This is a genomic window from Gemmatimonas sp. (genome assembly GCF_044376735.1).
Classification (GTDB): domain Bacteria; phylum Gemmatimonadota; class Gemmatimonadetes; order Gemmatimonadales; family Gemmatimonadaceae; genus Gemmatimonas.
In genome coordinates this window covers 1-2,526 of the sequence record NZ_JBILKJ010000288.1, presented here as the reverse complement: position 1 = coordinate 2,526, position 2,526 = coordinate 1, and the positions used below count along the sequence as shown (strand labels likewise).

4 protein-coding genes are annotated in these 2,526 nt (G+C 65.9%); all 4 read right to left on the bottom strand.

Annotation, left to right across the window (positions count from 1 at the left end):
• On the bottom strand, positions 1-247 hold a 247-nt coding region (locus tag ACIRA7_RS16755), incomplete at its 3' end, for a hypothetical protein (RefSeq protein ID WP_396221971.1).
• Positions 248-285: 38 nt separating this feature from the next.
• Entirely contained in the window at positions 286-843 is a 558-nt protein-coding gene (locus ACIRA7_RS16750) for a prephenate dehydratase domain-containing protein (protein ID WP_396221970.1), read from the bottom strand.
• Positions 844-1,004: 161 nt separating this feature from the next.
• Positions 1,005-2,075, bottom strand: a complete 1,071-nt coding sequence (locus tag ACIRA7_RS16745; RefSeq protein ID WP_396221969.1) for a lyase — start codon at positions 2,073-2,075, stop codon at positions 1,005-1,007.
• The coding region (locus ACIRA7_RS16740; RefSeq protein WP_396221968.1) for a sensor histidine kinase at positions 2,072-2,526 on the bottom strand (455 nt) is incomplete at its 5' end. The genes ACIRA7_RS16745 and ACIRA7_RS16740, both read right to left, overlap by 4 nt.

The window sequence follows — 2,526 nt, the reverse complement described above, 5'->3', positions numbered from 1 at the left end:
CGATGGCAAGGTCGAAGCCGCGATTGCCGGGGAGCCGGAAGTAGCGCTGTACGTAGTCCACCGTCCGGAAGGCCCGGTCTCCACTGATGGCGCCCGAAACGGCTCGGGTGATCGGGGCCATGGCGGGGGAGAGCGCCGGCGGCTTGGTCGCCGACTTTCCCTGAGCCACGGCATCGGTGGCGGGGAAGGACAAGGCGAGCAGGGCAACCGCCGCTGCTGGCCGTGAGAAGCGAGGTGAATTGCGCATGCACGGATGTTCGGCGAAACGCGGTCTCCTGTCGAGTGCTAGCTCGACGCGGCGATCACCAGAAAGCGCGTCCAGTTGGCCGGCATGTCCTCGATGCGCTGCGCGATGATCTCGAGACCGTAGCGTTCGGCGGCCAACTCACCGGCGACGGCGCCGACGGTGCGGTCGCCCAGTTCCGCCACCATGCGCGCCGCGCCCGCCGTGTCGTCATGCACGACCGGCTCGAGCCAGCTGTGTCGCGCAAAGAAGAGCCGACACTGCGCGAGGGCGACGGTGTGACTGTGGATGTGGCGCAGTTCGGCCAGCGAGGCGCCACGCGGGGCGAGCAGGCAGAGATGGATCGGCACGCGCACTTCGCTGCAGGTGACGACCTCGAGTCGGGCGGCGTGCAGCGCGTCGAGGGCAACCGTGACGGCCCCGACGATCGCGTTTTCGACGGGAATCACGGCGTGGTCGACGCTGCCCTGGCGGATCGCGCTGATCGCGTCGGGGAAGGTGCGGTAAGGTACCGGCGTGGCGCCACCGGGCCATTGCTGGCGGATGGCGAGCTCGCCGAAGGCACCGAGCTCACCCTGGAAGGCCACGCGTGGGGTCATTATCGGAAGATACTGACGCGGCTCTGCACTCGCCGTACCCTCCGTGGCAACTGCAAGAACGCGAAGGGCTCGAGGTGATACTCGGGCTCCTTCGCGTCTCTTCGCGTTCTTCGCGGACTTCGCGTGAACGCAGTTGCTGTTCGCTGACTACTCGCCTCCGCTCACCCGATCGGTTTGCGCTCCGACGGTGGAACGACCGCGCGTCCGATGGTGCCTTGATCGCTCCCAAACCAGATGGTGCGGGTGTTCTTGTCGAACACCATGTGCCGGACGGTGTTCGGCGCGGCTTTGCCGATGTCGGTAGGCGTGGTGAAGGTATTCGTGCGCGGATCGAATCCAACGAGGCGGTTTGGTTGCCTGCCGGTTTCCACGAACCACAGGCGATCGGTGTCGTCGACGGTCATGGCGTACGGAAGTGATGTGCCGCCACCGGGCATCGGCCAGTCCTTCACGGCGCCGCTCACAGGATCGAGGCGGCCGAGATAACCGCGCGAATAGTCGACATACCACACAGCGCCGTCACTGGTGAGCGCGATGCGCCGGCCGCGGGCGCGTTCGTCGGGGAGCAGATACTCGCGTACGAGCATGCTGGTGGGATCGATCGTGCCGATCTTGTTCACGCCGAACAGATTGAACCACGGTCGTCCCCTCGCGTCGATCACGATGCCGTATGGGCGTGAACGCGGTGTCGGCATCTTCATCAGAGTCACCTTGCCTGTCTTCTTGACCAAGTGACCGACCATGTTGCTGTTCTGCAGCGTGAACCAGAGATTGCCCTTCTGGTCGAAGGCGATCGTGTGCGGATCCTTGGCGTCGGGGTCGGGCATCGGATAGCGGGCGATCGCTCCCGTCTTGCCATCGATCTTGCCGATCATGCCGTTGCGATTGCCGGTGTACCACGCGTCGCCGTCCTTGTCGACGGACACAGTGTGCGGAAACGTCCCGGCATCGATCTCGACCTTGGTAAACGCACCGCTTTTCGGATCGAGGCGCGCCACGTAGTTGCCCTCCTGGCCCACGAACCACACGCGACCCTGCGTGTCGAGCGACGGATCCCGAGGGCGCGTGTCGACCCACGGTACGTTCCACTCGGTCACGGCGGCCGTGTCAGCACCGCGCTTCTGCGCGACGGCGGTGGTCGGCGTGAAGGTCGCACCGATGAGTGCGGTGGCAAGCAGTACGTATGCGCCGCGCAGACCGGTGCGCGTCGCAGCGCTGAGGTGGGAATTCATGCGAGGTCTCCTGAAGCGGAAGCCGATCGTGGCAATGACACGCGAAAACGAGCGCCGCCGACATGATCCGTCGACGAACGCAGAGCAATATGCCCGCCGTGCGCATGGGCGATAGCCTGCGCGATGGCAAGGCCGAGTCCGGCACCACGGCCGTATCCGCTGCCGTCGTCGGGCTGCGACGACGTGCCATGTACGAAGCGCTCGAACAGGCGGTCACGCAGTTCCGGCGGAACGCCGGGCCCTTCGTCGTCCACATCGATGTGCACCACCTGGTCGGTGGCGTCTACCCGCACGTGAACGGTGCTGGACGACGGCGCATGCTTGAGCGCGTTGTCGAGGAGGTTGAGCACCAGACGGTGCAGCAGCACGCCGTCACCGTGCAGGCGAAGTCCGTTGGTGGCGGCCGTCTCGCTGAGGTGCAGCGACACGCTGCGCGATTCGGCGAGCGACC